Genomic DNA, 26,169 nt, shown 5'->3' on the forward strand with positions numbered 1-26,169 from the left:
GTAGCGTTCCCCGCCATGGAATGGACGTGCCGGCTGATCGACCTCGCGCACTACGCGGTCGAGACGGTCGAGGTGCAGGCCCGCGCGTTCGGGCTGACCGAGGACGAGATGGCGATCCGCCGCCGCATAGTGCAGAGGCACGCCGAATTCCCGGCGGTGCGCGCGCTCGGGGCGTTCGGCGCGGACGGGGGGCTGGTCGGATTCGGATACGGCTATCCGAATCTGAAGGACCAGTGGTGGAGCATGATCATCGAGCCGTACCTCGCCAGGACCGGGTACGCCGACTGGCTGGACGACGCCTTCGTGGTCGGCGAGTTGCACGTGCTGCCCGAGTGGCAGGGCCGCGGCATCGGGCGGACGCTGCTCAGCCTGCTCTGCCACGGCCAGGACCGCGCCCGCGTCCTGCTGTCGGCGGTCGACGAGGACACCCCGGCCCGCCGGCTGTACTACGGCGTCGGCTTCGTGGACCTCGCGGCGCCCGTGCTGTTCCCCGGCAATCTGCGCCCCTACTGCGTGATGGGTGCCGAACTGCCGCTTCTGGTCGACTGATTCCGCGATGTGACGAGGTGTCAGGCAAGCCATTCGGCGACCGACAGCAGGTCCTCGCCCGCCGGATCGCCCGCCGAGACGCACCACAGGCCCAGCGCGAGCGCCTGCACCAGCGCCCAGCCCCGCACCCGTTCGGCGTCCAGGTCGAGGGAGTCGGCCAGCCAGGTCACCCGGCGCCGGACCACGGCCTGCGGACGCGTCTCCGCGACCACGGTGGTGAGCCGGTCGCGGACCAGCGCCCCCAGGTCGAACGCCGGTTCGCCGAGCATCGGCCGGGGGTCGATCGCCAGCCACTTGGCCCGTTCGGCGGCCAGGATGTTGCCGTGGTGGCAATCGGCGTGGAGGACGACGGCCGAGGGCTGCGACGCCGCGAGTCCGGAGCAGAGGCTCACCGCCTCGTCGACGAGCGCCTTCGGGCACGGCCCGCCGAGAGCCGCGTGGCGCCGGGGAATGGACCGGGTCCAGACCTCCGCGCGGTCCGCGACCAGGTCGATCCCGCAGTCGTCCGGCGGCGCGATCCACAAGTGCCGCAGCACCTCGACGGCCTCCAGCATCGCCCGGTCCTCGGGCAGCGAGCGCAGCGAGACGTCGGGTTGCAGCCGCTCCAACAGCAGCGCGCCGCGCGGGACGTCCGCGTCGAGCAGGCGGACGGCACCGTGGCCCGCCCACATCGTCAGCGCCTCCGCCTCGTGCGCCGTGTAGCGGTCGACGAAGCCCAGCTTGAGCGTCGCCGGGGTCCCGTCGGCGCGGCGCACCAGCAGCGTCAGACTCAGCGCCCCGCCGGGCAGGACCGTGCGTTCGTGGGTCAGGCCCCACCGGTCCAGATACTCCGACGCAACCTCGGGCAGCGCCGCCAGCCAGGGGCGCGCGGCCTCCTCGCCGCACCAGCGGACCGCCGTGCGGACCAGTCTGTCGGGGACCTCGACCGGCGACGTCACGACGTCCGGCCCGGGTCCGCCGCGGCTTCGGCGGGTGTCGCCGCGCCGGACGCCGCCGAGCCGGGGGCGGCGCGCTCCGGCAGCCCGGGGAAGGCGGCGGCCGTGCCGCCCCACTCCGTACCCGCGAACGCCGCCTCCCGCAGCCAGGTCGCGGCGGCCTTGCGCGCCTCGCCCTCGGCGGACGCCACCACGTCGGCGAGATGGGCGCAGACGCCGTCCTCGAGGTGTGCGGCCAGACGCGCGGCATCGCCTCCGCTGGCGACCGCGAACGGCAGGCCGTACGCGGGAGCGGACGCACGGGGACGCCCGCCCTGCCGCACGATCAGCTCCTCCACCGCGTCGCGGCGGTTCCGGTGGGCGTCGTAGGCCGTGCGCGCGCGGTCCCGCGCGGGGCCGTCGGACCGGGCGCCGACCACGCCGTAGCCGTACACGGCCGCGTGCTCGGCGTCCAGAAGCGCCTGGAGGGCCTGTACGAGCGGGCTCTCCTTACTCGCGGAGCCACTGGGCGAGGGGTTGGTCACGACGCACTCCCGAGTTGCTTCGCGTGCACGTACTGGCAGGCCGAGACCGACGCGAGGAGGCGGGCCAGGTCGGGGCTCGCCGCCGCCACGTCGGCGAGGCGGCCGTCGGAGCCCTGGAGTTCGCGCGCGGCCAGATCGGCGAGCGCGCCCGCTTCATCCGCGGGGACGGGTTCCGCCGGCGCACCGGGCGCGGGCGGCGGCGTCCGCGCGCCGCCGAGGGCCGTCAGGTGCGCGCCGACCGCGTCCGAGCAGGGCCGCAGCCGGTCGGTGAGCGACGGGTGCGCGGCGGCGACGGCGGCGTAGCGGTCCAGCAGGGTGTTCGCGGCGGCGGTCGCGCGGTCGCGGATGTCGTCGTCCGCCTTGCGCTGCTGGGGAGTGGGTCCGGATTTGTCGTCCGAGGTGCAGGCCGTCGCTCCGACCCCGGCGGCGACGAGTGCGCCGAGGCCGGCCAGAACGGTCCTGCGCGTCGGCCCCGCGTCGCGCATTGCTTCGACTCCCGCTGATCGTGTCGCACCCGATTTCCCGCGGACGGCGCGGGTCCAGTCGGACGCTATCGCATCGCCCACCGTGCGGTCGGGCGCCCGACAGGGCGTGCACGCGAACTGTTGCGGACCGGATACTGTTGTGTACTCCGGCGGCCACCCGCGGTCGGCCGCCCGAAGATCTCTGACAACAGCACACGTGGCCGAGGAGTCATCCGGATGAGCACCCAGAGGGACCGGCTGCGGAGGTTGCTGGAGCCCGTCGCGTCACGTGCCGGGGTCGACCTGGAGGACGTCTCCGTCACCCCGGCCGGCAAGCGCCGTGTGCTGCGGGTCGTGGTGGACGCGGACGGCGGGGTGGACCTCGACGGCGTCGCGGCGGTGAGCCGCGGGATGTCCGACGCGCTGGACGCGTCCGATGTGATGGGCAGCATGCCGTACCAACTGGAGGTCGGCACCCCCGGCGTCGACCGCCCGCTCACCGCGGAGCGCCACTGGCGCCGCGCGCGGGGTCGGCTGGTGGCGGTCCGGTCGGCCGACGGGGTCGCGACGACCGGCCGGGTGACCGACGCCGACGCCGACGGCGTGGAACTCGACGTGGACGGCACCCCGCGGCGGCTCGCGTACGACGAGATCGCGAAGGCGACGGTGCAGGTCGAGTTCAACCGCAAGGACACCGGCTCCGACGGCGTCGTCCCGGACGCGGACGACGCCGAGGGCGCCGACGACGACATGAACGAGGAGGCGTAGGACGTGGACATCGACATGAGCGCCCTGCGCTCGCTCGAACGCGAGAAGGAAATCAAGCTCGACCGCCTGGTGGAGGCAATCGAATCGGCGCTTCTCACGGCGTACCACCACACCCCCGGCAGTCGGACGCGGGCCCGCGTCGAACTGGACAAGTCCAGCGGCCACGTGACCGTGTGGGCGGCCGAGACCGACGAGACCGGCGCGACCATGCGCGAGTACGACGACACCCCGCACGACTTCGGGCGCATCGCCGCGACCACCGCCAAACAGGTGATTCTGCAGCGCCTGCGCGACGCCGAGGAGGAGGTGACCTTCGGCGAGTATGCGGGCCGGGAGGGCGACATCGTCTCGGGCGTCGTCCAGCAGGGCAAGGACCCGCGCAACGTCATGGTCGACCTCGGCAAGGTCGAGGCGATCCTGCCGCACGCCGAGCAGGTCCCCGGCGAGCGCTACGACCACGGGCTGCGCCTGCGCGCCTACGTCGTCACGGTGCGCCGCGGCCCGAAGGGCCCGTCGATCGGTCTCTCGCGGACCCACCCCAACCTGGTGCGCAAGCTGTTCGCGCTGGAGGTTCCGGAGATCGCGGACGGCTCGGTGGAGATCGCCTCGATCGCACGCGAGGCCGGGCACCGGACCAAGATGGCGGTCTATTCGACGCGGGCGGGGCTCAACGCCAAGGGCGCGTGCATCGGCCCGATGGGCGCGCGCGTCCGGGCGGTGATGGCCGAATTGCACGGCGAGAAGATCGACATCGTCGACTGGTCGGACGACCCGGCCGAGATGGTCGCCAACGCGCTGTCGCCCGCACGGGTGAGTCATGTGGAGATCGTGGACCTCGGCGCGCGTTCGGCGCGCGTCACCGTGCCCGACTACCAGCTGTCGCTGGCGATCGGCAAGGAAGGCCAAAACGCCCGGCTGGCGGCCCGTCTCACGGGGTGGCGGATCGACATCCGGCCGGACACCGAGGGCGAGCCATCCGGCGGGCGCCCGGGGGCGGGCGAGGGAAGGGCCGAGCCGCGTGGGGGCGGGGAGCGGTAGACTTAGTTGATGTCTGGTCGGACGCGGGCTACGCCATGCCCTCCTACACGCAAGCGACAGGCTTCGCCCGAAGGGGTGGGGCCGGTGCGCACCTGTGTCGGATGCAGGGCCCGCGCCGCCAAGGCCGACTTGGTGCGGGTCGTCGCGGTCGAGGGCGAGTGTGTCCCCGACCCGGCCGGCACCTTGCCCGGGCGCGGTGCGCATGTGCATCACGACCCGGAATGTCTTGCCCGAGCGGAACGCCGGAAGGCGTTCCCGCGGGCGTTGCGTGTGAGCGGGCCGTTGGACACGGAGCGGTTGCACGCGGTGGTGGTGCCGCGATGACGGTGCCATGGAACGCAATGAACGAACGGCAGTACCTCGCGAGTCGGAAGTAGGTCGAGATTGCGATGAGCACTCGATGAGTACGCGATGAGTACGTACATGTGGTAGCGACGGTCCGGCGGACGACCACCCCGGACCAGAAGGAGCGACGTGGCAAAGGTCCGGGTATACGAGCTCGCCAAGGAGTTCGGAGTCGAGAGCAAGGTCGTCATGGCCAAGCTCCAGGAACTCGGTGAGTTCGTCCGGTCGGCGTCCTCGACAATCGAGGCACCGGTCGTACGCAAATTGACTGACGCATTCAAGAAGGACGGCGGACCTTCCGCGCGTCCTGCGGCGCGCAAGCCCGCGGCCCCTTCGGCCCCGGCTTCCGCGCAGGGTCCGGCATCCGCCGCGGCCCCCTCTCCCGCCGCTCGCCCGGGCCCGCGCCCGGCCGGCGGTTCTCCCACTCCCGGCCCGCGCCCGCCCGCGGGTCCGCGTCCGGGTGCCGACGCCCCGGCGCCCGGTGCCCGCCCGCCCGCGGCGCCGCGCCCCGGCGCGCAGCCGGGTCCCGGGCAGCGTCCCGGCGGTGCGCCGACTCCCGGTGCCCGCCCCGGTCCGCGTCCCGCGGCTGCGTCCGGCCCCGCGCAGGGTGCCGGCGCCGCGCGTCCCGGGCAGTCCGGTGCGTCCGGGCCTCGCCCCGGAGCCCGTCCCGGTGCCCCCGGCGGCGGTGCGGCACGTCCGGGTCAGCCGGGCCCGCGTCCCGGCGGCCAGCCCGGACAGGGCTCGCGCTCCGGTGGCCCCGGTGCCCCGGGTCCGCGCCCGTCGTCCCCGCGTCCCGCGGGTCCGCGTCCGGGCAACAACCCCTTCACCTCGGGCAGCACGGGCATGCCCCGGCCGCAGTCTCCCGGCGGCGGTCCGCGTCCGTCCGGTCCCGGCGGCATGCCGCCGCGTCCGCAGGCGCCCGGTGCCGGTGCGCCGCGTCCCGGCGGCAGCGGTGGTCCCGGCGGTCCGCGTCCGGGGGGTTCGGCCGGTCCCGGCGGGCCGCGCCCCAACCCGGGCATGATGCCCAACCGGCCCGCTCCGGGCCCGCGTCCGGGCGGTGCCCCGGGCCGCTCCGGCGGTCCCGGCGGCCGTCCCGGTGGGGGCGGCGGCGCGGGTCGTCCCGGCGGCGGTTTCGCGGGTCGTCCGGCGGGTCCGGGCGGCGGCGGCCGTCCCGGCGGTCCCGGGGGCGGCGGCGGTGCCGGTCGTCCCGGGGGCGGCGGTTTCGCGGGTCGTCCCGGCGGCGGTCGCGGTGGCCCCGGTGGTCGCGGCGGCACGCAGGGCGCGTTCGGGCGTCCGGGCGGTCGTCCCGGACGCGCGCGCAAGTCGAAGCGCCAGCGTCGCCAAGAGTTCGACAACATGCAGGCCCCCGCGATCGGCGGCGTGCAGGCTCCCCGCGGCAACGGCAGCGTCATCCGCCTTTCGCGCGGTGCGTCGCTCACCGACTTCGCGGACAAGATCGGCGCCATCCCCGGCGCGCTCGTCACGATCATGTTCCACCTGGGCAAGATGCTGACGGCGACGCAGTCCGTCTCCGACGAGGACCTCAAGGACCTCGGTGTGGAGCTGGACTGGGACGTCCAGATCGTCAGCCCGGAGGAAGAGGACCGCGAGCTCCTCGAATCCTTCGACCTGGAATGGGGCGAGGACGAGGGCGACGAGGAGGACCTGCGTCCGCGTCCGCCGGTCGTGACCGTCATGGGCCACGTCGACCACGGCAAGACGCGCCTGCTCGACGCGATCCGCAAGACCAACGTGGTCGCGGGCGAGGCGGGCGGCATCACGCAGCACATCGGTGCGTACCAGGTGGCGACCGAGGTCAACGGCGACGAGCGCAAGATCACGCTCATCGACACGCCGGGCCACGAGGCGTTCACCGCGATGCGTGCCCGCGGTGCGAAGTCGACGGACATCGCGATCCTCGTGGTCGCGGCGGACGACGGCGTCAAGCCGCAGACGATCGAGGCCCTCAACCACGCCCAGGCGGCCGACGTGCCGATCGTCGTGGCGGTCAACAAGATCGACAAGGAAGGCGCCGACCCGACCAAGGTGCGCGGTCAGCTGACCGAGTACGGCCTGGTCGCGGAGGAGTACGGCGGCGAGACGATGTTCGTCGACATCTCCGCCAAGCAGGGGCTCGGCATCGACGAGCTGCTGGAGGCGGTCATCCTGACCGCGGACGCGGCTCTGGAGCTGAAGGCGAACCCGAGCCAGGAGGCCCAGGGCATCGCGATCGAGGCGCACCTCGACAAGGGCCGCGGCTCCGTCGCGACCGTCCTGGTGCAGCGCGGCACCCTGCGCGTCGGCGACGCGCTCGTCATCGGCGAGTCGTACGGCCGTGTCCGCGCGATGCTCGACGAGAACGGCAACCAGGTCGCCGAGGCGGGCCCCGCCCGTCCGGTGCAGGTGCTCGGCCTCACCACGGTGCCCGGCGCCGGTGACAACTTCCTCGTGGTCGAGGAGGAGCGCACCGCACGCCAGGTCGCCGAGAAGCGCGCCGCGGCGAACCGCAACGCGCTGCTGGCCCGTCGCAACAAGAGGGTGTCGCTGGAGGACCTGGACCGGGCCCTCAAGGAAGGCCAGATCCAGCAGCTCAACCTCATCCTCAAGGGCGACGTCTCCGGTTCGGTCGAGGCCCTGGAGGACGCGCTCCTCAACCTGGAGGTCGGCGACGACGTCGAGCTGCGGATCATCGACCGCGGCGTCGGTGCGATCACCGAGTCCAACGTCACCCTGGCGGTGGCCTCGGAAGCGATCATCATCGGCTTCAACGTCCGGCCGGAGGGCCGGGCGCGGACGATGGCCGAGCGCGAGGGCGTGGACGTCCGGTACTACTCGGTGATCTACCAGGCCATCGAGGAGATCGAGGCCGCGCTCAAGGGCATGCTCAAGCCCGAGTACGAAGAGGTCCAGCTCGGCACGGCGGAGATCCGCGCGGTCTTCCGCTCGTCCAAGCTGGGCAACATCGCGGGTTGTATGGTCACCTCCGGCCAGATCCGGCGCAACGCGAAGGCCCGGCTCATCCGCGACGGCGTGGTCGTCGCGGAGAACCTCGGGATCGACGGCCTGCGCCGCGAGAAGGACGACGTCACCGAGGTCCGCGAGGGCTTCGAGTGCGGTATCAACCTCGGGTCGTTCAACGACATCAAGGTGGACGACCGCATCGAGACGTTCGAGATCCGCGAGAAGCCGCGCGTCTGACGGCCCCGGCCGAACGACGGCACGCAGTACCCGACGGGTGCCCTCCGCGTCGACCACGACGCGGGGGGCTCTCCCGTTGCGCCCTGCCGAGCAGTACAGGGCAATTCGGTGCACCCGCCGGTCTCCCCGGAGCACAATCGAGCACAACCGCACAACCCGAGCGAGACCCATCTGATGGCCCCCGGGCGCCTGGCCCGTGATGCCCGTGTTCGTAGGAACGATCACCCTCGACCTGCTCTTCGGCGACGTCCACTCGTTGAAGGAGAAACGGTCGCTGCTTCGGCCGATACTCGCGGACCTCCAGCGAAAGAATGCCGTTGCCGCATCGGAGGTCGAGTATCAGGATCTACACCGGCGCAGCCGGATCGGCATCGCGGTGGTCTCCGCGACCGTCGAGCGGTGCGCCGACGTGCTGGATGACTGCGAGCGGCAGGTCGCCGGGCGACCCGAGATCCAGTTGCTCTCCGCACGACGCCGGGTGTTCGGCGAAGACGACTGAGCACCCCACGAGAAAGACACAGCTGGAGGATCAGTGACCGACACCGCGCGGGCGCGCAAACTGGCGGACCGTATCAAGGTCGTGGTCGCCGAGACACTGGACCGGCGGATCAAGGACCCCCGCCTGGGCTTCGTCACCATCACGGACGCCCGGGTGACCGGCGACCTGCGGGAAGCCACGGTGTTCTACACGGTCTTCGGCGACGAGACCGAGCGGGAGGCCAGTGCGGCGGCACTGGAGAGTGCCAAGGGCATCCTCCGCAGTGAGGTCGGACGCCAGACAGGCGTGCGTTACACGCCTACGCTGGCGTTCGTGGCCGATGCCGTCCCGGACACCGCACGCCACATCGACGAACTGCTGGCCAAGGCACAGGAGGCCGACGCGGCGGTACGCTTCACCGCCGCGGGAGCCAGCTTTGCCGGCGACGCGGACCCGTACCGCACCTCGGGCGAGGACGACCTCGACGCGGAAGGCGGCGGGGACTCCACGAAGGAGGACGAGCAGCGTTGAACCCCACGGTGTCGGCGGCCGGAATCCCGGGCCCCCCGAAGGCGATGGAAGAGCGCGGCGCCCCGGCGCCGCCGTCCGCCCTGCCCACGGGGCCGCCGACACCGCCGGGCGAAAGCGACTGGGACGACGTGGTCGCCTTGGTCGGCACGGCCTCGCGCATCGACCTGTTCGCCCACGTCAACCCGGACGGCGACGCACTCGGCTCGGCACTCGCGGTCGGCCTCGCGCTGCGGGACCTCGGCCGCGACGTGCACGTGTCGTACGGTGACGACCCCCTGGTCGTCCCCGCGTCGCTGGCCTTCCTGCCGGGCCAAGACCTCCTCGTGCCGCCCGCCGAGGTCCCGGACGCGCCGGAGCTGGTCCTGGTCTTCGACGCCGCCGGGAGCGCGCGCCTCGGACTGCTGGAGGCCAAGGCGAAGGCGGCCGGCGCGCTGGTGGTGGTCGACCACCACGCGTCCAACACCCGCTTCGGCACGCACCACTTGATCGATGTCCGGGCACCGGCGACGGCGGTGCTCGCGGAGGAACTGGTCCGCCGTGTCGGCGGCGCGCTGACCGCCGACGTCGCGACCGCCCTGTACACCGGTCTGGTCACCGACACGGGATCGTTCAAGTACGCGGCCACCACCCCCGCCACGCACGCGATGGCCGCACGGCTGCTGGAGACCGGGATCCGGCACGACCTCATCTCCCGCGCGATCTGGGACACCTGCCGCTTCGGCTACCTCAAGGTGCTCGCCGGCGCGCTCGCCGCCGCGCGGCTCGATCCGGCCGCCGCGCGCGGCCTCGGGCTGGTGTGGACGGCCGTGTCACGCGAGGACCGGCAGGCGCACGGCATCCGCCTGGACGAGATCGAGGGCGTCATCGACGTGGTGCGCAAAAGCACCGAGGCCGAGGTCGCGCTCGTGCTCAAGCAGGACGACGCGGGGCGCACGCAGGTCTCGGCGCGTTCCAAGGGGCGCGTCGACCTCGGGCGCGTGTGCTCGGCGCTCGGCGGCGGCGGACACGCCTTCGCGGCCGGCTACACCGCCTCCGATGAGCCCCCCGAGGCGGTCGTCGCCCGATTCCGCGCGCTGCTCGACGACGCCGTGACCGACGCTCCGGCCGCCGACCCCATGCCCACCTGAACCACCGACCCGGCGGCGCCGACCCCCGGCGCGCCGGCCTGAGCGCGCCGACCGCTCCAGTGCGTCCGCCCCTGGCCGCCGGTCGGAGAAAGCCGCAGCCACGATGAGCAAGCCCCGCCGTACCGGACCCCCGCCGCCCGACGGCCTCGTCGTCGTCGACAAGCCCGCGGGGTTCACCTCGCACGACGTGGTCGGCCGCATGCGCCGCATCGCCGGGACGCGGCGCGTCGGCCACGCGGGGACGCTCGACCCGATGGCCACCGGTGTCCTCGTCCTCGGCATCGAGAAGGCCACGCGGCTGCTCGGCCACCTCGCACTGACCGAGAAGACCTACGAGGCGACGATGCGTCTCGGCCAGGCGACGATCACCGACGACGCGGAAGGCGAGGTGACGGACACGGTGTCCGCGGCGGCCGTCACGCGCGACGCGATCGACGCCGGAATCGCCGAGCTGAGCGGCGACATCATGCAGGTGCCGTCGAAGGTGTCGGCGATCAAGGTGGACGGCAAGCGGTCGTACGCGCGCGTGCGCGGCGGCGAGGAAGTCGAGCTGGCCGCCCGCCCCGTGACGGTCTCGCGCTTCGACGTGCACGACGTGCGCCGGCACCCCGGTCCGGACGGCGCCCCGGACGGGCTGGTCGACATCGACGCCACCGTCAGTTGCTCGTCCGGCACCTATATCCGCGCCCTCGCGCGCGACCTCGGCGCCCGGCTCGGCGTCGGCGGGCACCTGACGATGCTGCGCCGCACGGCCGTCGGCCCCTACACACTCGACTCCGCGCGCACGCTGGAGGATCTGGCGGAGTCGTTCTCGGTGCTCCCGATCGCCGACGCCGCAGCCGCCGCGTTCCCGCGCCGCGACGTCACCGCCGACGAGGCGCGCGTCGTCTCGCACGGCGGGCGCCTCGGCTCCGAGGGAGGCGGACCCGGCCCGATCGCCGTCTTCGGTCCCGACGGGGCGTTCCTCGCCCTCGTCGAGGAGAGCCGGGGGCAGGCGAAGCCCGTCGCGGTGTTCGTCGGCTGACCGCCCCGGAGCGGTGAACCGGGGCCGGGCGAGAGCGGTGCCGTGTTCATGGCAGGCTTGGTCCTGCGACGTGCCACACGGTGTCGCGAGGAACCGGGCGCAGGAACCACGAGGAGCGGTCAGGTGCAACGCTGGCGGGGCTTGGAGGACGTCCCAACCGACTGGGGGCGCTCCGTCGTCACGATCGGGTCGTACGACGGTGTGCACCGCGGGCACCAGCGGGTGATGGCCCAGGCCGTGGAGATCGCGCGCGAGCGCGGACTGCCGTCGGTCGTCGTCACCTTCGACCCGCACCCGAGCGAGGTGGTCCGGCCGGGGAGCCACCCGCCGATGCTGACGCCCCATCACCGGCGCGCGCAGCTGATGGCGGAACTGGGCGTCGACGCGGTGCTGGTGCTGCCGTTCACGCTGGAGTTCTCGCGCCTGGACGCCGGGGATTTCGTCCGCCAGGTGCTGGTCGACGCGCTGCACGCGCAAATCGTGGTCGAGGGGCGGAACTTCCGCTTCGGGCACAAGGCCACCGGCAACGTCGCGCTGCTCGAAGAACTGGGCGCGCGATACGACTTCACCGTGGTCGAGCCGGAGCTGTACACCGACGGGGAGACGGTGTTCTCCTCGACGGTCGTGCGCGCCCGGGTCGGCGAGGGCGACGTCGCGGGCGCCCGGGAGATCCTCGGCCGCCCGCACCGCGTGGAGGGCGTCGTGGTGCGCGGCGACCAGCGCGGGCGCGAGATGGGGTATCCGACGGCCAACCTGGAGACGCTGCCCTACACCGCGATCCCGGCCGACGGGGTGTACGCGGGCTGGCTCGTCATCGCGGGCGAGCGGCTGCCCGCGGCGATCTCGGTGGGCACCAACCCGACGTTCGACGGCACCGAGCGCCGTGTCGAGGCGTACGCGCTCGACCGCACGGATCTGGACCTCTACGGCGTGCACGTCAGCGTCGAGTTCCTGGCGTGGCTGCGCGGTATGGAGAAGTTCGACTCGATCGAGGCGCTGCTGGAGCGCATGGCCGACGACGTCAAGCGGGCACGCGAGTTGGTCGACGCGTACGACGCGGCGGCCTGACGGCGGAGCCGCCGGCGAGGGGCCGACGGCCGAGGGGCTCCCACCCGCGCGGTGGGAGCCCCTCGGCATTCCGGTCCTCTGCCGTCAGCCCTGCGGGGGGCCGGGCTGCTGCCACGCCTGCCCGGGGTAGGGCTGCTGACCCGGCTGCGGCTGCTGTTGCGGGTGTTGGTGCTGCGGCGGCTGCGGTGCGGCCGGTTGCTGCGGGGTGCCGTATTGCTGCCGGTAGTACGGCTGTTGCTCGGGCGCCCAGGCGTTCTGCTGCCACGGCTCGCCGACCGGGGCCGTGCGGGCGAAGTCCTCCGCGACGACGGCCGCCAGCTCGAAGTACGCCTGGCGCGTCTTGGGGCGCATCATCGTGAGGTCCAACTCCGCGCCCGCGGACAGGTGTTCGTCGAACGGCACGACGACGACCGCGCGGCAGCGGGTCTGGAAGTGCGCGACGATGTCCTCGGTCTTGACCAGCCTGCCGCTCTCGCGCACCCCGGAGATCACCGTGATGCTGCGGGCGACCAGGTCCGAGTAGCCGTGTGCCACCAGCCAGTCGAGCGTCGTGCTGGCACTCGTCGCACCGTCCACGCTGGGCGTGCTGACGATGATCAACTGGTGTGCCAGGTCGAGCACTCCGCGCATCGCGCTGTAGAGCAGGCCGGTGCCCGAGTCCGTGAGGATGATCGGGTACTGCTTGCCCAGGACGCTGATCACCGCGCGGTAGTCGGCGTCGTCGAACGTCGTGGAGACGGCCGGGTCGACGTCGTTGGCCAGGATCTCCAGACCGCTCGGCGCCTGCGACGTGAACCGGCGGATGTCCATGTAACTGTGCAGGCGCGGCAGCGCCGTGACGAGGTCGCGGATCGTCGCCCCGGTCTCGCGGCGCACCCGGCGGCCCAGTGTCCCGGCGTCCGGGTTGGCGTCGATCGCGATCACGCGGTCCTGCCGCTCGCTCGCGAGCGTCGCGCCGAGCGCCGTCGTGGTCGTCGTCTTGCCGACGCCGCCCTTGAGGCTGATCACCGCGATCCGGTAGCCGTCCAGGACAGGCGTGCGGATGCGGGTCAGTTGTTCGGCGCGCTTCTGCTCGGCGGCGCGCCCGCCGATCCGGAAACGCGAGGTCGTGCGCTTCGTCTGCGGCTGGGGTTGCCGGCGCAGCAGTCGGTCGGACGTCAGCTCGACGGCGGCCGTGTACCCGAGTGGCGCGCCGCCGACGGCCCGGCCGGCCTGCGGGTCGTGCGGCCCCCATCCCGGATCCGGCTGGGCGGCGGCTCCGGGCTGCGGGCGGCCGGGGGCGCCGTGCGGCGGGGCGTACGGCTGCTGCTGCCACGCGCCGGGCTGCGAGTCGCCGGAGGGGGGCGGGTATTGGCCTTGCTGCGGGGGGTGCTGCCCGTAGGGCTCGCCGGTCGGAGCGCCGGGGGCCGCGGCGTAGGGCTGGTGGAGGCCGGGGCCGCCGTGCGGGGCCGACGCGTAGGGGTTTCCGGGGGCGGGCCGCTCGGCACCGGGGCCGGAGTGGTCGCTCCCGGGGGCCTGCGGCGAGTACGGGGCGGACGCGTAGGGGTTTCCGGGGCCTGACCGGTCGGCGGCGCCGGGACCCGAGCGGTCGCCTTCCGGGGGCGGGGCCGGGTGGTGAGGGGCGCCGGGGGCGGAGTACGCGGTTCCGGGGCCGGAGCGGTCGGCGTCGGCGGTCCGCGGTGCCGACGGCGGTCCGTCCGGGCCGGGAGCCGGCGGCCCGGCGGCTGGGGACGTGGGGGCGTGCGGCGTCGGGGCCGCCTGGTCGCCCGCTCCGCCGTCGCCCCAAGGGGTGCCTTGGGGCGTGCCGGGGGCCTGGGGGGCCGTCTCGGGTGGGCGGCGCGTGATGGGCACGCCGGAGCGCGCGGGGGGCGCCGGTTCCGGTTCCGTACCGTGTGCCGCCTGGCCGGCGTCGGCGGCGACGCTCTCCGGCGCCGCGGAGCCGGTCGGCTGCGGCTCCGTCGGGCGGCGGTCCGGGAGGGTCGTCCCGCCGGGGGCGGCCTGCGGACCCGGCCGGAAGCTCTGCCACGACGGGGCTCCGGGGCCGCTCGGCGGCTCGGCGGCCGGGGGCGTCGGAGTGCTCGTGGGGCCCGTGTCCCACGCGGCGTCCGGCCGGATCGGGCCGTCGGCGGAGACCGGGGCGCCGGAGTCGTCGCCGTCGGTTTGGCTGTCGTCGGCGTCGGCGTCGGCGTCGGCGTCGGCGCGCGGTGCGGTGGCCTGCGGGGCCTGCTCAGGAGCGGGGTCCGTGGCCGACACGGGGGCGTTGCCGGGTTCGGTGGACGGCGTCGGGGCGGAATCGGGCCGGTCGGCCTCCTCCGTCGCTGGGCCGACCGCGTTCGTCTCCGCGGCGGAATCCGGTTCCCGCGACCGGTTGTTGCGTGAGGTGAGTTCGCGAAGCGTGTCACGGGCCCACGCGGTCGCGTCGTCCTCGGGCGTCGCCTCGGGCACCGGCGCGGGGGCGGGGGACGGCGGCTCCTCGGCGCGCGCGTCGTCGGCGGGCCCGGCGTCGGTGGCGGGAGCTGCCGGAGCCGCGGGGGCCGCGTCGCCGGAGCGGTCCGCGTCCGGTGCCGCGGTGCTCGGGGGGTCTTCGGCGGGGACGTCCGGCGCCCGGTCGGCGGGAGGTTCCCACGCGACGGGCCGGGGGCCCGCCGCTTCGCCGGCCTGCTCGGGAGCGGTCGGCGGGGGGCCGGGGTGCGGAGTGCGGCCGACCGGCGGGCCGCCGTACGGAGACTGGGCGTAGGGGTCGGGGCCGGGCTGCGGCTGGTGGTACTCCGGCGACTGCGCGGGTTGCCCGTACGCCCCGGGCTGCCCGGGCTGCTGTGCGCCGTGGGCCGGATCCGCGGCCTGCCCCGGGCCCGTGTCCGTGCGGCCGTACGCCCCGGGCCCCTGCGGTTGCCAGCCCTGCGGCGGCTGGAACTGCGGTTGCCCCGGGTACCGCACCGGGTTCGGCTGCGCGGTGGGGGAGCCGGGCGCGTGCCACTGAGGCTCCTGTGCCTCGGGCCCGGGCTGCTGCCGTCCCGTGGGCGGCGTCCAGGACGGCCCGCCGCCGGGCGGCGACGTCGGCTGCGGGGGGATCACCGGAGGAGTCGTCGGGCGCGGCGGGACGACCGGTGCTCCCGCGCCCGGCGCGACCGGACCGCCCTGATAGCCGGGGGGCGGCGGCATGTCGTCGGTGATCTGCGGGAGCAGACGGGTGGGCGCCTGGTGCTCGGGCTGGTCCTGCGGGGGTTGGTTCTGCGGGGTCTGGTGACGCGCGGCTTCGTTCCGGGAGTCCTGGCCGCCCGAGTCCGGGGTGCCCGCGGGCGGCGCCGATCCGGGTGGGGCCCAGGACGGCGCGCCGCTCTGGGGCGCCTGGTCGGTTCCGGCGGCGAACGCGCCGGGAATGCCGGAGTTCTGATGATCCGTCACGGCATCCTGGGGAACCGGCGCGACGTAGGGGCTCGCCTGGGGAGCACCGGCCCGGTCGCCGGAGGGCGGATCGGGATGCGGATCGGCGGGGGCCTGATGCGAGGACTGGCCGTACCACGAAGGCATCGTGAAGTCGGGCCCCGACCACTCCTCTTCCTCGTCGGGCGCGGGCGTGTCGATGTGCCTGCCGTCCTGCTCGCTGCTCACCGCGGGTCCTTCCGATCATCCGGAGGCGGGTGGGGCGCCCCGTTCTCCGCCTCCGGCGTTCCGGGCCAAAATCCCGTCATGGGAAGCCCCACACTATTCAACCCGGGCGGGGCAATCCCAGGTCGGCCGGAGCGCGCGGGAGATCCCTCAGAACACGCGGGTTTCCGGGGCACGGGTCGGAGGGCGGCGGTTTCGAGCGGGTGTGCGATCCGAGGGGCGGGAGTTCAGTCCAGGCGCCGAGGCGGGCCCAGGAACGCCGATTCGACCTGAGTCGGTGTCAGCAGAACGTACCGGCGGGAACGCCGCGTGCACCACAACGTGAGTTCGTCGGCCAGGGACGGCAGCGCGTCGGCGTCCGGATCGTCGAGGTCGAGCACCCGGGCGGCGGCCTCGGCCTCCGGCGGCGAGATGCGTTGGAGGCCGACGAGGTCGGCGTCGGCCAGGCGTCCGGCCGACGCCGGGTCGAGGAACGGCAACAGCGTCAGCGTCGTCTGCCACGGCGTCGCGGCCAGCCGGTTGCGGGGCGGCCGGGCGCCGCAGTCGCGCACCACGAGCACCGGGCTCGCCGCGGACGGCCCCTGCGGGCCGAGCCGCCCCACGGGGTGCACGGTGACGCACGGCTGGCCGCCGCCCGCCTGCTGGGCCATGGCCGTCCACAGGTGCGGGCGTCCGGATTCGATGGCGACGCGGGCGCCGATCGCGGCGGCGCGCAGGGCGATCACCTGGACGAGGTACGCACCGCCCACGAACGAGATTTCGTACGGCTCCGGTCGGAACAGCCCCAGAACGGCGGGCGTGCGCTCCTGGTCGTGCCCGATCACGATGCCGTCGTCGCTCACCGGCAGGGTGAGCGCGCCCAGGTGCTCCACCGTGAGGGCGTGCCGCTCCAGCAGCGGCCCGCGTAGCCGCAGGCCCCCGATCACGCGTGCCCTCCCAGCGGGAGCGTCGCCATCAGCGCGGGACGCTGCTCCCAGTCGAGGCGGACCAGGCCGACCCGCAGTTGCCGGGCCCGCGCCTCCAGCAGGGCCGCCGCCTCGTCGAGTTCGTCGGCGGAACGCGCCGACACACGGACATGGCCGGTCAGGGCCACCGAACCACCGCCGCCCGTCTGCGCGGTGAGCGAGAACGTCGTCGCGGGCCCCGCCGTTCCGGTCAGCGCCCCGACGAGGTCCGGGGTCGACGCCGCCGACAGCCGGGGCCACCGCGCGATCCAGTACGTCGTGTGCCAGCGGTCGTCACAGCGCCACGCGTGCCGCGTCTCGGCGGTCCGCGGCCCGCTCCCGGCCGTACGGCGTGCCGCCGGACTGCCGCCGCTCGCCGTGAACAGCGCCTGTACCAAGGCCTGTTCGTCAAGCGGGCCGCACGCGAGACCGCGCGCCCCCAGCGACGCCGCGAGCTGGTTGAGGGCCCGCAGCAAGGCCCGTTGCGCACCCTCGACGCCGCCGCCCCGGGCGGCGACGGCGGGCTCGCAGCGGTCGGCGTCCAGGCGCAGCGCGATCCAGGTCTGCCGTATCGCGGGTGCGTCGATGCCCTCACGATCGCGCAGTTCCCGGTAGGAGCGAGCGGCGATCGCCTCCGTCGGCAGGTGCGGTGCGGGCGCGGGGCGGGTGTGCTGCACGATCTGCGCCGAGGCCACCACGACGTCGTCCACGCGCAGCGCGTCCGCGATCGCCGACAGTGGCAGCGGCCTGCGCGCGCGGTCCGAGCGCAGAGGGTCGTCGGGCGCCTCGACAAGCAGCACCGCGGTCAGGAACGTCCCGTCGCCGGCGAAGCCCACCGCCCGGTGCGACCGGTCGGTCAGCACGCCGACCCGAAGCCCCGGGACACACTCGCGGATCGGCGCGAGGTCGGCCTCGACGCCGTCCGTCGGGCCACTCCCGCCCGCGTGCGAAGCCGCCGCGGCGGCTCGGCGCCGTCGGCGGAATCCCAGGATGATGCCGGGCCACAGCGCGAGCCTCCGGCCACGGAACCGCGCCACCACGGCGGTGACCAGCACGGCGGCCGCGATCGCCCCGGGAACCACGAGCGCGCGGCGCGTGGCCAGGGGCAACACCACCAGCAGCACCGCGATTTCGGCCACCACGAGGTGCTGCACGAGCACCGCGCCCATGCGGCCGGGGCGCGGCTGCACCCGCGGTGTCGCGGAGGTCCCGGCGGCCGGGCCCGCCGCGGCGGCGCCCGGTGCGGGCGTGCCCCCGCGGCGTGGGCGCGGAGGCGCGGAAACTGCCACCTGGTCCATCCCCCCGAGTACGACGGCGTGCCGGTCGTGATCCGAAACACCGTACGGTACGAGCTCGTTGGCGCGCTCGGGAAGAGGGTACGGTGGCGCTCGCCGATCGTCGAAAACGGGGAGAACGATGGCATCGCGTCGCGAACAACTGGAGGCGTACACCTTCGCGCGCCGCCGCATGGTGGCCGGCTTCCTCCAGCCCGAACCGGGCGGCGGGGCGGAGGAGAAGGCGCCGAAACCGTTCCGCGCCCTGGTGCCCGGCATCGTGATCGGGGCCCTGATCCTCACCGGTTTCGGCGTCTACGGCCTGGTCAGGCCGGGCGTGCCGCCCGGGTGGAAGAACAAGGGCAGCCTCATCGTCGGGCGCGATTCGGCGAGCCGCTACGTCTACATCGACGGCAAGCTCCACCCGGTGCTGAACATCGCCTCGGGCCGCCTTTTGCTCGACCCGGGCAAGTTCAAGGTCAACCTGGTGCCCGAGAAGGTGATCAACAAGGAGGTCCGGGGCGCGCCGCTGGGCATCCCGACGGCCCCCGACCGGCTGCCGACCGCCAAGGACGTCAGGAAGGCCAAGTCCTGGACGGTCTGCGAGCGCCCGGCGGTGACCGCGGGCAACAGGCCGGACCTCACGGTCGCGCCGCAGCGCAGCCTTTTCCTGGGCGTGCGCCCCGAGTTCGGTGAACTGACGGGCGATCAGGCGCTGTACGTGTCCCAGCAGTGGCCGGCACCGAAGCCGGAGGAGGGCACCGGGTGGTTCATCGTCCAGGACGGGCGCAAATACCCGGTCAACAACGAACTCGTGCGCAACGCCCTGGCCTTGGACGTCGTGCAACCGCAACCGGTCTCGAAGGAGTGGCTGGACACCCTGGAGCCCGGCACCGAACTCGACTTCCCGGTGGTCGACGGCTACGGCGAGCGGACGACGGCGAACATCCCGGACGAGTACGGCGTCGTGGGCACGGTGCTGAAGGCGCAGGACAGCGACCGGTTCTACCTGGTGACCCGGGACGCCGTCGCGCCCGTGAGCCGCTTGGTGGCGACCCTGATCCGGAGCCGCCCGGACGCGCGCGTCAAGGTCTACAAGGACCGCCCGGCCGTGGCCTTCCCGGTGGCGGTCAGCGACCTGGGCGACACGATCCGCGCGGGTGCGCTGTGGGGTGCGGACAAGGCGTGGCCCGAGCTGGTGCCGCAGGCGGTGAACCGGGTCGAGCTCGATGTGGGGGAGGGGCGTACGACGCTGTGCAACACGTACACCGGAACCTACGCCGGCGGGGTGCCGCAGATTCGGCAGTCGGCGTGGACCGCGCCGCCCCGGGAACTGGTGCCGGGCACGGGCGACGTGTACGTCGAGCCCGGCGCGGGCGCGGTGGTCCGCGAGGTGACCGGCGGAGCCGACGACCGCACGGGCCCGATCTTCCTGGTCACGGACTCGGGGCTGCGCTACCACATCGTGAACGACCCGCCGTCCGGCGGCGGTGCGAAGCCGCCCGAGGAGGACAGCGAGGCCAAGATCCGCCTGGGCTACCAGGGTGTGGAGCCGACACCCGTGCCGAGGTCGTGGACGACGCTCATGCCGGTCGGCGTACGGCTCAGCACGGCGGATGCGGAGAAGCCGCAGATTTCCTGATGCCGTACGGGAATTCACACCGAAATCGGGTAACCGGACGGCTGGTGTGACTGGGACGCACGGCGGTCCACGCGTTAGAGTCGCATGACCAACGGTCACACATGGGGGATGGTGGATCATGTCAGGTGCGGGCTCGTTCAAGGCCACGACGGAGCAACTTCAGGGGCTGGCCCAGAAGATCGACGCCGAGCAGGCCGCGATCGGCGGCAACATCACACGCTTCAACGGCCTCGTCGACGCCGTCCAGGCGGGGTGGCAGGGCGAGGCGTTCGCCGCCTTCGACGCCCTGCAGGCCCGGGTGAACACGCTGCTGGTGCAGCTCAACCGGCAGTTGGACGACATCGGCGTGCTCATGGGCAAGGGCGCGGTCAACTACGCCGACACCGAGGCCGCGAACAAGCAGCAGATCAGCACGATCACCGCGGCGCTCGGCTGACGCCGTACCGGGATCAATCGTCATCTACGGGGAGTTTCATCATGGGCGCGCCCATTGTTGTCACATTTGACGTCATCCATCAGACGGCTCAGCAGATCCGCGGTATCAACGGCGACATCCGGGGCCGGCTCGACGAGCTGAAGCGCCAGATCGACGCGGTTGCCGCCGGTTGGGAAGGCCAGGCCGCGGCGGACTACCAGGTCCGGCAGGCCAAGTGGACCGCCGCGCAGAGCGAGCTGTGCAACCTGCTGGAGCAGGTCGCGAGCACCCTGACGAAGACGGCCGAGCTGTACCAGCAGACCGAGACGAGCAACGCCAAGATGTGGACGTGACGCGGGTGTTGTGACCGGAAAGGCGCACCGGTTCCGACCGTGTCCGCCCGGCACCGGGTCCGGCGTGCGTTCTCGGCATGCCGAGAACCGGCGAACCTTCCCGGTCACGGCACCGGCCGTCCCACGCCCGCACGCGCGCGACGCGAGGCGGTGCGGGATCGCTCTCGTCCGAAGGACCCCACGACCGTGGCATCTGCCTCACGCCGGAAGGCCGCCGGCGCGCTGCTCGGCGCCCTCGTCCTCCTGCTCGCTCCCGTCGGCGTGCCCGCGTCGGCCGGCACCCGCGCCGACGCACCGGCTGAACCGCGGCTTGCCGCGGAAGGCGACTGCCGGTTCCCGGCGCCGCCGCTCAAGGGCAGGCCTTGGGCCCTGCAACGCGTCATGTTGGACCAGGTCTGGTCGAAATCGACCGGCAAGGGCGTCACCGTCGCGGTGATCGACTCCGGCGTCGACGCGACGAACAAGCAACTGACACCGGCCCTCGGCACGCAGGGGGCCGACGACTTCGCGCCCGGCACGCTGGGCCTGGTCGACGAGAACGGCCACGGCACGATGGCGGCCGGCATCATCGCCGCGCGGCAGGACGCCGATACCGGCTTCGTGGGACTGGCGCCCGACGCCGCGATCCTGTCGATCCGTCAGAACGGCGGCACCGACACCCAGAAGGGCAACGTCGACACGCTCACGCGCGCCGTCTCCTACGCGGTCGAGCACGGCGCCGACGTCATCAACATCTCGCAGGAGACGAGCGGTCCCGAGGGCGCCGCGCCCGGCCCCGCGCTGGAGAGCGCGATCCGCTACGCGATCGACGTCAAGGACATCGTGGTCGTCGCCGCCGCGGGCAACTCCGGCGACAAGGACAACTTCGACACGTACCCCGCGAAATACGACGGGGTCCTCGCGGTGGGCGCGTCCGACCGCAACAACGACCGCACACCGTTCTCCCAGAAGAAGCCGTACGTCGGTGTGCTCGCGCCGGGCGTCGACATGTGGTCCACGGTGCCCCGGGGCGGGCACTGCCCCGGGGACGGGACGTCGTACGCGTCCCCGTACGCCGCCGGCGTCGCCGCGCTCGTGCGGGCCGTGCACCCGGACTGGACGGCGCGACAGGTCATCACCGTGATCCAGCAGACCGCCCAGCGTGGCCAGACCGGCGAACTCGAGGGCTCCGGTTGGGGCGTCGTCGACCCGCTCAAGGCCGTGACCTTCGCGGGTGTTCCGGGCGCCGTCCCCGTCGAGACGGGCGTCCTGCCCGCCCAGGCGCCGCCCGTCCACGTCGCCCCGCTCACCTTCGGCCCCACCCGAAACGACCGCGACCGCCAGACCGCCACCCTCGTCACCGGCACCGCCCTCGCCGCGCTGCTCCTGCTCACCACCACCGCCATAGTCCTCCGCGACGCCCGCAGGCGAACCCACCGATAGGTGCCATCTGCTTCGGTGACGCGGGAGCCCGGCTCGGCCGCCGAGGTGGGCTCGGTGAGGGCCGCGTGGCGGACACGTCGGCGCCTTCGGATGCCACGGAGGCCGTGGCCGTGTCGCGCCACACCCCCCGCCCTCGACAACGCACCCCACCGCAGGCCCGGCCGCCCCTCCCCGTCGTCCGTCCCGACCGGGCCCTTGCGTGGTGTGTGGCGTTCGTCCGACTCAGAGCGGCAGCCAGGGCGTCTGGATCATCTGGTGGGGTCGGCGGCGCGAGATGAGCTGGGCGCGGCCGGGGGGAAGGCGGGTGGGGCGGGTATTGCCGAGGAGCGGGCCCTCCTCGCGGTTCCCGGAGAACAGCAGCCCGCCCGTCCCCAGGTCCAGGAGCTTCTGCAGGACGGGTTCGTAGATCGCCCGCGACGCGCCGCCCGAACTCCGCGCGATGACCAGGTGCAGGCCGACGTCGCGCGCGAGCGGGATGTACTCCAGCAGCGGGCTGAGCGGATTTCCGGCCGAGGACACGACCAGGTCGTAGTCGTCGATGAGGAAGTACACGTCCGGCGCGGACCACCAACTGCGGTTGCGCAGTTGCTCCTGCGTCACGTCGGGCCCGGGGATGCGGCGGCTCAGCGAATCGCACACCTGCTCGACCGCCGGGCCGAGGGCCGGCCCGGCGGCGACGTAGTGCAGCAGGTGCGTTTCGGGCACCGCGCCGAGCAGGGAACGGCGGTAGTCGACCGCGATGACACGGGCCTCGGCGGGGGTGTACCGCTCGCTGATCCCCCGCGCGATCGCCCGCAGGAACGCGCTCTTGCCGGATTCCGACTCACCGAACACGACCAGGCTCGGGTCGGCGGCGAAGTCCACGAACACCGGTGCCAGCGCCGTTTCGTCGATGCCGATCGGGATGCCGTGCCCGGCGGCGGGCGCCGGCAGATTCTCGTACGGCAGCAGCCGCGGCAGCATGCGCACGCGCGGTGCCGGGTCGCCCGACCACGCGGCCTGGGCCCGGGCCACCAGGTCGGCGGTGCCGTCCGCGAGGTCCGCCGTGCCGCCGGAACCGTCGATCCGCGGCAGGGCGGCGAGGAAGTGGAGCCCGTCGGGGGACAGGCCGCGCCCCGGCGCGTTCGCGGGGACGTTCACCGCGATGCGCCGGTCGACCTCGGACTCCATCGGTTCGCCGAGGCGCAGTTCGAGCCGCGTCTGCAACTGGTCCTTGAGGGCCGGGCGCAGCTCCGCCCAGCGTCCCGCGGTGACGACGACGTGCACGCCGTAGCCGAGGCCGCGCGTCGCGATCTCGGTGATCATCGGTTCGAGGGCTTCGAAGTCGTTCTTGACCGTCGTCCATCCGTCGATCACCAGGAAGACGTCTCCCCACGCCTCGCCGGGGAGCCGGCCCCGGGCGCGCCACTGCCTGTATGTGGTGATCGAGTCGATCCCCTGCGCGCCGAACAGTTGCTCGCGCTGGTCGACGATGCCCGCGACCTCGCTGACGATCCGGCGCACCATCTCCGCGTCGAGGCGGCCCGCGACACCGCCGACATGCGGCAGCCCGTCGAGCGCCGCGAGGCCTCCGCCCCCGAAGTCGAGGCAGTAGAACTGGGTTTCGGCCGGTGTGTGGGTCATCGCGAGTGCGGTGACGAGGGTGCGCGCGAGCGCGCTCTTCCCGCTGCGCGGGCCGCCGACGATCAGTACGTGCCCGGCCGCGCCCGACAGATCGACGTGCAACAGGTCGCGGCGCTGCTCGAACGGCTTGTCGATGATGCCCAGCGGGGCGCCGAGGCGTCCGGCCGCGGGCCAGCCGGCGGCGGCCAGCCCGCGGTCCGGCGTCACGACGAGGGGCGCGAGGGACGCGAACAGCGCGTCCAGCGACGGCGATTCGGCCAACGGCGGCAACCAGACCCGGTGTGCGGGCGGGCCCTGCCCGGCCATGCGTCGGACGATCACGTCCAGCACCGTGTCGCTCGGCGCCCGCGGCGCGCGCGGATCGGCGGTTCCCGGCCCGCCGCCGCCCGGGTCGCCGGAGGGCGCCGGGGCGGAGGACTGCGCGGGGACGAAAGCCGCCTGCGGCGTCCAGGCGTTCGAGAACAACACCGGCCGCGGCGCGCCGCCCGCGCGGTGGGTGCCGTGGTCGGCGCTGCGGTAGGGGCCCGAGACGTAGGCGGCCTTGAACCGCGACATCGATTCCGTGTCGAACTTCAGCAGGCCGGAGCCCGGCACCGGCGGCAGCTGGTACGCGTCCGGCACCCCGAGCACGGCCCGTGACTCGGCCGCCGAGAACGTCCGCAGGCCGATGCGGTACGACAGGTACGTGTCCAGGCCCCGGAGCCGCCCTTCCTCCAGGCGCTGCGACGCCAGCAGCAGGTGCACGCCCAGCGATCGCCCGATCCGCCCTATCTGGATGAACATATCGATGAAATCGGGTTTGGCGGTGAGGAGTTCGCTGAACTCGTCGATGATGATCACGAGCGACGGCAGCGGCTCCAGGGGCGCTCCCGCGGTCCGCGCGCGCTCGTAGTCGTGGATGCCGGCGTAGTTCCCGGCGGCCCTGAGCAGCTCCTGACGTCGTGTCAGCTCACCCGTGATCGCGTCGCGCATCCGGTCCACGAGCGTCAGGTCGTCGGCGAGGTTCGTGATCACCGCGGCCACGTGCGGCATCTCGGACATCCCGGAGAACGTCGCACCGCCCTTGAAGTCGGCGAGCACGAAGTTGAGGATCTCCGAGCTGTGCGTCATCGCCAGCCCGAGCACCAGCGTGCGCAGCAGCTCCGACTTGCCCGAGCCGGTCGCCCCCACGCACAGCCCGTGCGGCCCCATGCCCTCGAGAGCGGACTCCTTGAGGTCCACATACACCGGCTCGCCGCCCTCGCCCACCCCGATCGGCACCCGCAGGCGGTCGTGCGGGGCCCGCGGGCGCCAGGTCCGCGTCACGTCGACCGCGGCGGCGTCGCCGACGCCCATCAGCTCGGTGAAGTCCAGGTTCGCCAGGAGCGGTTCGTCGCCGTCCGAGCTGGACAGGCGCAGCGGGGCGAGCCCGCGGGCGAGCGCCTCCGCGTCGTGGGGCCGCAGGACGTCCGCTTTCCCCTCGTACGCGGTGCCGGACGGCGACTCCAGCACGAGCCGCTCGGATTCCGCCACGATCGCGAGGCCGCCGCGCAGTTCGTCGAGCGGCCCCGGGACGACCTCGATCAACGTGACGCCCTGGAGCCCTTCGGAGCCGGCCAGCACGGACCCCGCCGGCACCGTCGCGCCGTCCAGCACCACGACCACGTGCGGCCGGTCGAGGACCGGTGCTCCCGAGGGGGCGAAACGGGGCCGGTTCGCGATGTGGTCGCCCAACAGCCGTTCCACCTCGCCGAGATCGTCGACGATCATGCGGCGCGGCCCCGCGCCGTCCGCTTCCGTGGGGTGCTGCGCGTGCGGCAGCCACTTGATCCAGTCCCAGCGCGCGTCGTGCGACGGGTGCACCGCGGCGGCCAGGACGACGTCGTCGGGGGAGTGCAGCGCGACCAACTGCGCGATCATGGCGCGCGTCACCCCGTGCACGGTCTCCGGGTCACCTGAGACGGTCAGGTGGTAGAACGAGCGCAGCGACACGGCCATCGGCAGGTCGTCCAACATCGCGTGGGTCGACAGGAACCGCCGCATCGCCTCCGCGCACAGCGGCTCCAGGTCGTCGAGGGGTGCCGTCGTCGGCGCGACCAGCGGCGTCGCGAGGCGCTGACGGCCCGTGCCGAGCCTGATCTGCGCGAAGTCCGGGTCGCTCGCCCGGCGTTCCCACAGCCTGCGGCCACCGGCCACGACCGACCACAGCTGCTCGGGGGCGGGATGCGTGTACAACTGCGCACCGCGCTGCCGGCGCGCCGTACGCCGCACCCGACCGCGCTGCTGGTCGAGGTAGCGCAGGTAGTCGCGTCGTGCGTCGAGCATCGCGGGGGTATTGCCGCGCCGCGCGCGGACCACACTGGCGACGACCATGCCGAGCGACGAGACCATCATCATGCCGCCCATGACGAACATCATCTTGTTCGCACCCGGCATGAAGAGGAAGCCGGCCGAGCCGAGCATGGTCGTCATCGGCAGCAGGCTGTTCATCCAGCCCTGGTCCTGCGGGCGCTCCAGCTCCGGCGGTGGTTCCAGGACCACCTCGTCGGAGGGAACCTCCGACGGCAGCACCCTCGGCGGCCGTCTGACGATGACGACGGTCACGCGGCACCATCCCCCATCCACGCGTGTGTCGAAGGCGCCGGGCGACCGGCGCGTGACGCGGCGGAACCGGACACGGAGGATCGAGCTGGGACCAACCCACCCCGTCAGGGTCGTCGCCGTGAAGCCCGGCGAACCTCCCGAAAGGGAAGCCGCGAGGCGATGGCCGATACTACTGGTCGGCGATCCGGTGCCACAGGCCGTGCGCCTGCCGCTGTGGACAACGGGCGCCCCGCACCACGGGCCTGTGGACAACGG

21 protein-coding genes are annotated in these 26,169 nt (G+C 73.6%); 14 read left to right on the top strand and 7 right to left on the bottom strand.

The features are described from left to right. The first annotated feature begins 15 nt into the window (after positions 1-15). On the top strand, positions 16-549 hold the full coding sequence (locus LO772_RS23735) for a GNAT family N-acetyltransferase (RefSeq protein ID WP_231774049.1): 534 nt from the start codon (positions 16-18) through the stop codon (positions 547-549). Between the two features lie 20 nt (positions 550-569). On the opposite strand, the gene LO772_RS23740 is transcribed toward LO772_RS23735, so the two are convergent. The 3 genes from LO772_RS23740 to LO772_RS23750 are packed head-to-tail and all read right to left on the bottom strand — an operon-like array spanning position 570 to position 2,493. Continuing rightward, complete coding sequence (locus LO772_RS23740) at positions 570-1,487, bottom strand: aminoglycoside phosphotransferase family protein (RefSeq protein ID WP_231774050.1); 918 nt, start codon at positions 1,485-1,487, stop codon at positions 570-572. Beyond that, a complete protein-coding gene (locus tag LO772_RS23745) occupies positions 1,484-2,008 on the bottom strand; it encodes a ferritin-like domain-containing protein (RefSeq protein WP_231774051.1) in 525 nt (174 codons plus the stop codon). The genes LO772_RS23740 and LO772_RS23745 overlap by 4 nt, the downstream gene beginning before the upstream one ends. Then, complete coding sequence (locus LO772_RS23750) at positions 2,005-2,493, bottom strand: hypothetical protein (protein ID WP_231774052.1); 489 nt, start codon at positions 2,491-2,493, stop codon at positions 2,005-2,007. The genes LO772_RS23745 and LO772_RS23750 overlap by 4 nt, the downstream gene beginning before the upstream one ends. A 216-nt stretch (positions 2,494-2,709) precedes the next feature. On the opposite strand from LO772_RS23750, the gene rimP reads away from it, so the two are divergent. The 9 genes from rimP to LO772_RS23795 all read left to right on the top strand — a co-directional run bounded on the left by rimP (position 2,710) and on the right by LO772_RS23795 (position 12,049). After that, entirely contained in the window at positions 2,710-3,240 is a 531-nt protein-coding gene (rimP, locus tag LO772_RS23755) for a ribosome maturation factor RimP (protein WP_231774053.1), read from the top strand. A gap of 3 nt (positions 3,241-3,243) precedes the next feature. After that, on the top strand, positions 3,244-4,278 hold the full coding sequence (nusA, locus tag LO772_RS23760; RefSeq protein ID WP_231774054.1) for a transcription termination factor NusA: 1,035 nt from the start codon (positions 3,244-3,246) through the stop codon (positions 4,276-4,278). 9 nt (positions 4,279-4,287) lie between these two features. Then, a complete protein-coding gene (locus LO772_RS23765; protein WP_231774055.1) occupies positions 4,288-4,602 on the top strand; it encodes a YlxR family protein in 315 nt (104 codons plus the stop codon). Between the two features lie 150 nt (positions 4,603-4,752). Continuing rightward, positions 4,753-7,821 carry a translation initiation factor IF-2 gene (gene infB, locus LO772_RS23770; RefSeq protein WP_231774056.1) on the top strand — a complete coding sequence of 1,023 codons (3,069 nt, stop codon included), beginning with the start codon at positions 4,753-4,755 and terminating at the stop codon, positions 7,819-7,821. A 205-nt stretch (positions 7,822-8,026) separates the two neighbouring features. After that, a complete protein-coding gene (locus LO772_RS23775; RefSeq protein WP_231779692.1) occupies positions 8,027-8,320 on the top strand; it encodes a DUF503 domain-containing protein in 294 nt (97 codons plus the stop codon). A gap of 33 nt (positions 8,321-8,353) precedes the next feature. Continuing rightward, positions 8,354-8,830, top strand: coding sequence for a 30S ribosome-binding factor RbfA (gene rbfA / locus LO772_RS23780; protein WP_231774057.1), 477 nt, complete (start codon positions 8,354-8,356; stop codon positions 8,828-8,830). Next, a complete protein-coding gene (locus tag LO772_RS23785) occupies positions 8,827-9,957 on the top strand; it encodes a DHH family phosphoesterase (protein WP_231774058.1) in 1,131 nt (376 codons plus the stop codon). Before rbfA ends, LO772_RS23785 begins: the two co-directional genes overlap by 4 nt. A 103-nt stretch (positions 9,958-10,060) precedes the next feature. Continuing rightward, positions 10,061-10,981: a tRNA pseudouridine(55) synthase TruB gene (gene truB / locus LO772_RS23790; protein ID WP_231774059.1), complete on the top strand. Its 921-nt coding sequence runs from the start codon at positions 10,061-10,063 to the stop codon at positions 10,979-10,981. A gap of 123 nt (positions 10,982-11,104) precedes the next feature. After that, a complete protein-coding gene (locus LO772_RS23795) occupies positions 11,105-12,049 on the top strand; it encodes a bifunctional riboflavin kinase/FAD synthetase (RefSeq protein ID WP_231774060.1) in 945 nt (314 codons plus the stop codon). An 84-nt stretch (positions 12,050-12,133) separates the two neighbouring features. Here LO772_RS23795 and LO772_RS23800 read toward each other — a convergent pair whose 3' ends face one another. The 3 genes from LO772_RS23800 to eccE all read right to left on the bottom strand — a co-directional run bounded on the left by LO772_RS23800 (position 12,134) and on the right by eccE (position 17,891). Further along, positions 12,134-15,661, bottom strand: coding sequence for a MinD/ParA family ATP-binding protein (locus LO772_RS23800; RefSeq protein ID WP_231774061.1), 3,528 nt, complete (start codon positions 15,659-15,661; stop codon positions 12,134-12,136). A gap of 224 nt (positions 15,662-15,885) precedes the next feature. Continuing rightward, complete coding sequence (locus tag LO772_RS23805) at positions 15,886-16,584, bottom strand: hypothetical protein (protein WP_231774062.1); 699 nt, start codon at positions 16,582-16,584, stop codon at positions 15,886-15,888. Continuing rightward, entirely contained in the window at positions 16,581-17,891 is a 1,311-nt protein-coding gene (eccE, locus tag LO772_RS23810) for a type VII secretion protein EccE (RefSeq protein ID WP_231774063.1), read from the bottom strand. The genes LO772_RS23805 and eccE overlap by 4 nt, the downstream gene beginning before the upstream one ends. A 127-nt stretch (positions 17,892-18,018) precedes the next feature. On the opposite strand from eccE, the gene eccB reads away from it, so the two are divergent. The 4 genes from eccB (at position 18,019) to mycP (ending at position 21,708) form a co-directional block, all read left to right on the top strand. Then, positions 18,019-19,518, top strand: a complete 1,500-nt coding sequence (eccB, locus tag LO772_RS23815) for a type VII secretion protein EccB (RefSeq protein WP_231774064.1) — start codon at positions 18,019-18,021, stop codon at positions 19,516-19,518. 118 nt (positions 19,519-19,636) lie between these two features. Continuing rightward, positions 19,637-19,954 (top strand): WXG100 family type VII secretion target, encoded by a 318-nt coding sequence (locus LO772_RS23820; RefSeq protein WP_231774065.1) that lies wholly within the window; start codon positions 19,637-19,639, stop codon positions 19,952-19,954. A gap of 41 nt (positions 19,955-19,995) precedes the next feature. Then, positions 19,996-20,286, top strand: a complete 291-nt coding sequence (locus LO772_RS23825; protein ID WP_231774066.1) for a WXG100 family type VII secretion target — start codon at positions 19,996-19,998, stop codon at positions 20,284-20,286. 186 nt (positions 20,287-20,472) lie between these two features. Next, positions 20,473-21,708, top strand: a complete 1,236-nt coding sequence (gene mycP / locus LO772_RS23830) for a type VII secretion-associated serine protease mycosin (RefSeq protein WP_231774067.1) — start codon at positions 20,473-20,475, stop codon at positions 21,706-21,708. 222 nt (positions 21,709-21,930) lie between these two features. Here mycP and eccCa read toward each other — a convergent pair whose 3' ends face one another. After that, on the bottom strand, positions 21,931-25,914 hold the full coding sequence (gene eccCa, locus LO772_RS23835) for a type VII secretion protein EccCa (RefSeq protein ID WP_231774068.1): 3,984 nt from the start codon (positions 25,912-25,914) through the stop codon (positions 21,931-21,933). Between the last annotated feature and the right edge of the window lie 255 nt (positions 25,915-26,169).

It is taken from the genome of Yinghuangia sp. ASG 101 (genome assembly GCF_021165735.1).
Classification (GTDB): domain Bacteria; phylum Actinomycetota; class Actinomycetes; order Streptomycetales; family Streptomycetaceae; genus Yinghuangia.

What these genes read in the sequence shown, in the direction of transcription:
- LO772_RS23735 (WP_231774049.1), top strand. Translation starts at nt 16, where the DNA reads ATGGAATGGACGTGCCGGCTGATCGACCTCGCGCACTACGCGGTCGAG.
- LO772_RS23750 (WP_231774052.1), bottom strand. Translation starts at nt 2,493, where the DNA reads ATGCGCGACGCGGGGCCGACGCGCAGGACCGTTCTGGCCGGCCTCGGC.
- rimP (WP_231774053.1), top strand. Translation starts at nt 2,710, where the DNA reads ATGAGCACCCAGAGGGACCGGCTGCGGAGGTTGCTGGAGCCCGTCGCG.
- LO772_RS23765 (WP_231774055.1), top strand. Translation starts at nt 4,288, where the DNA reads ATGTCTGGTCGGACGCGGGCTACGCCATGCCCTCCTACACGCAAGCGA.
- truB (WP_231774059.1), top strand. Translation starts at nt 10,061, where the DNA reads ATGAGCAAGCCCCGCCGTACCGGACCCCCGCCGCCCGACGGCCTCGTC.
- eccB (WP_231774064.1), top strand. Translation starts at nt 18,019, where the DNA reads ATGGCATCGCGTCGCGAACAACTGGAGGCGTACACCTTCGCGCGCCGC.
- LO772_RS23820 (WP_231774065.1), top strand. Translation starts at nt 19,637, where the DNA reads ATGTCAGGTGCGGGCTCGTTCAAGGCCACGACGGAGCAACTTCAGGGG.
- LO772_RS23825 (WP_231774066.1), top strand. Translation starts at nt 19,996, where the DNA reads ATGGGCGCGCCCATTGTTGTCACATTTGACGTCATCCATCAGACGGCT.